This window comes from Pseudomonas sp. KB-10 (genome assembly GCF_018221585.1).
GTDB lineage: Bacteria > Pseudomonadota > Gammaproteobacteria > Pseudomonadales > Pseudomonadaceae > Aquipseudomonas > Aquipseudomonas yangonensis.
The window spans coordinates 1-2753 of sequence record NZ_QYYB01000021.1; the positions used below are offsets into that span (position 1 = coordinate 1).

Here is a 2753-nt window from a genome sequence, read left to right on the forward strand (position 1 = left end):
CCAGGAGCTGACCGAGGAAACCAGCAGCATTCCGCAGCACCTGGTCATGTACATCGATTACCGCGCTATGGCCCGTGACATGGAATACAGCGGCGACGTGTTCACCCTGGAGACCGGCTTCGAGCAGGTGCATGTGTTCTGGAATCGCTAACCCAGCGGAAGGCACCGGGGCGACCCGGTGCCTTGTTTTTTGCGCCCCTGTCCTGACGGCCACCCGCGCGCCCCACCCGCAAGGCTGATGCACGGTCGCGCGCACTCGGCGATCAGCCGGAAACAACCGCGTTGTGCCGCCTGCTGATTGAGACCGTTACGGTCTTACGGTTTTGCCCAAATCCGTCGATCCGTAACCACGGATTTACGGATTTGTGGGGAAGCGGATTTACGTTTTTACGGATTTACAGAAATCCGCCGTTGCGGTTTTCCGGTTTTGTGGAAAGCCGCAGATCCGTATACCCGCGGGGCTACGTGGGCGGAGCTTGGCGTGCTTGGGCACCATGGCCGGTGACGCGCGTAGATGGGCGTACTCGGTCAGCGTCCAGACCTTCCCGGTATCAATCCTCGCCCCTCCTGCCTGCGCAACCGCCCAGACCCAACCCGGCATGATCGAGCGCGATGGCTGCCGCACGGTGCACCTCCCACGTCAACGGAGGACACACCATGTCGCAGTCAACCAATCTTTCCCATCACTCGCGTCGCATCGATCTCGATGCCCCGCTGCATCGCAAGGCCGGGCCAACGGCGCATGCCATGCGGCCTGTGGAGGGCGCTGACGAGGCCCAAGCACCACAGACCTGCCCTGCCCCTCGCTACCTCACCAACAACGAAGCCGCGGCCTTCCTGCGGCTGTCGCCGCGCACGCTGGAGAAGCAGCGCGTGATCGGCGGCGGGCCGCGCTTTCACAAGTTCGGCCGGCGGGTGATGTACGCGCTCGCCGATCTCGAGTCTTGGGCCGGTGAGCGCAGCTTCGAGACCACCTTCGATCCCGAGTACATCGACCGCCACGCGGGAGCGCAGCGTGATGATCAGTGAAACCTTCGCCTATGAATTGTCGGCATCTCGATTTGACTTCTCAGAGCGAGCAACTGGATCTATTCCGCGCCCTGCCGGGGGATATGGCGCCACGCGACGCCCAGGATCTGATGGCGCATCCGTTCTTCTCGCTGGCCAAGTCGCGGCGCACCGTACCCATCGACTTTCGCTCAGGCGAGGTGACGGTGCGCGTGGAGGGCACGCTGGAGCATGGCATCGCCACGATCTGGGATGCCGACATCCTGATCTGGGCGGCCAGCCAACTGGTCGAGGCGCGCGATGCGGGCATCCCCACTTCTCGACTGATGCGTGCAACGCCTTTCCAGATCCTGCGCTTCATCGGCCGCGGAACCTCGCTGCGCGACTACCAGCGCCTGAAGGCGGCGCTGGATCGGCTACAGTCGACCAGCGTGGCCACCTCGATCCGCGAGACCACCGGCCGGCGCCTGCATCGTTTCTCCTGGATCAACGAGTGGAAGGAGCTGGCCGCGGCGGATGGACGGCCGCTGGGCATCGAGCTGATCCTGCCGGACTGGTTCTACAGCGGGGTGCTAGATCAGGCCCTGGTGCTGACCATCGACCCGGCTTACTTCCGCCTCACAGGTGGCATCGAGCGCTGGTTGTACCGTCTGGTGCGAAAGCACGGCGGCAAGCAGGAAGACGGCTGGCAGTTCGACTTTCGTCATCTGTATCGCAAGTCGGGCAGCTCGGCGCGCTACTCAGACTTCGCCCTCGACCTGCGTGCGCTGGCGGCTCGCCAGTCGCTGCCGGGGTATCGCCTAGAGGTCGTTCACCTGCCTCCATCGACCGAGCTGCTCGCCTTCCGGCCGGTGCCGTAAACGGCACGGGGATAACTTGCGGACAAGCTGTGAATGCAGTCGTGCTATCAGGCGCAACCGGGCTCGTGCTATCAGGCGCATCCCCATCGTGCTATCAGGCGCACGAACTCCGCTACAGGCCAAGACTGGCGCGGCTTCCAGCTCTCCTTAACTTAACTAACTTAAAAGCTCTAACTTGTTATTGGGGCATCGTCTGTGTGTGGACAGGTGCTGATCAAGGCGGTTTTGCCGGGGGGAACCGGCCATGATCGTCGCCCTGCTCAACCAAAAAGGCGGGGTGGGCAAGACCACCCTGGCCACCCATATCGCTGGCGAACTAGCCCTGCGCGGACAGAACGTCATCCTGCTCGATGCCGACCCGCAGGGCTCGGCGCTGGACTGGACACAACGACGCAGCCAGCAAGGTTTGCCGAGATTGTTCAGTGCTGTCGGCCTGGCGCGCGAGACGCTGCACCAGGAAGCCCCAGAGCTCGCTCGTCGTGCCGATCACGTGATCATCGACGGGCCACCGCGAATCGCCGCCCTCGCCCGCTCGGCGTTGCTGGCGGCCGATCGCGTGTTGATCCCGGTGCAGCCCAGCCCCTACGACCTATGGGCCAGCGCGGAGATGGTCAACCTGATCCGCGAGGCGCAGGTCTTCAGGCCCACGCTGCGCGCGGCGTTTGCCATCAACCGCCGCGTCAGCACCACAGTGATCGGCCGCGAGGCACGCGGCGCCTTGGCCGACCAACCGCTGCCGGCGCTGCAGGCCGAGGTACGTCAGCGCATCGTCTTCGCCGAGAGCGTGGCGGCCGGTCGCCTGGCCCGCGAACTGGCGCCGGACAGCGCCGCCGCGCGCGAGGTCAGCAGTCTGGTCGACGAGTTGCTGAGGTGGTCGCCATGAGC

Annotated in this window: 4 protein-coding genes; all 4 read left to right on the plus strand. The window is 64.6% G+C overall.

From position 1 onward, the window contains the following. Positions 1–151, plus strand: a 151-nt coding sequence (locus tag DXK50_RS24705; RefSeq protein ID WP_212632130.1) for an antirestriction protein ArdA, incomplete at its 5' end; no start/stop codon positions are given. A gap of 506 nt (positions 152–657) precedes the next feature. Beyond that, on the plus strand, positions 658–1029 hold the full coding sequence (locus DXK50_RS24710; RefSeq protein ID WP_349292204.1) for a helix-turn-helix transcriptional regulator: 372 nt from the start codon (positions 658–660) through the stop codon (positions 1027–1029). An 11-nt stretch (positions 1030–1040) separates the two neighbouring features. Further along, positions 1041–1868: a replication initiator protein A gene (locus DXK50_RS24715; protein ID WP_212632129.1), complete on the plus strand. Its 828-nt coding sequence runs from the start codon at positions 1041–1043 to the stop codon at positions 1866–1868. A 244-nt stretch (positions 1869–2112) separates the two neighbouring features. After that, positions 2113–2751 carry a ParA family partition ATPase gene (gene parA / locus DXK50_RS24720; RefSeq protein ID WP_074915915.1) on the plus strand — a complete coding sequence of 213 codons (639 nt, stop codon included), beginning with the start codon at positions 2113–2115 and terminating at the stop codon, positions 2749–2751. Positions 2752–2753 lie beyond the last annotated feature (2 nt).

Excerpts from the sequence above, each read along its gene's own strand:
- parA (WP_074915915.1), top strand. The coding sequence starts at position 2,113 with ATGATCGTCGCCCTGCTCAACCAAAAAGGCGGGGTGGGCAAGACCACC.
- DXK50_RS24710 (WP_349292204.1), top strand. The coding sequence starts at position 658 with ATGTCGCAGTCAACCAATCTTTCCCATCACTCGCGTCGCATCGATCTC.
- DXK50_RS24715 (WP_212632129.1), top strand. The coding sequence starts at position 1,041 with ATGAATTGTCGGCATCTCGATTTGACTTCTCAGAGCGAGCAACTGGAT.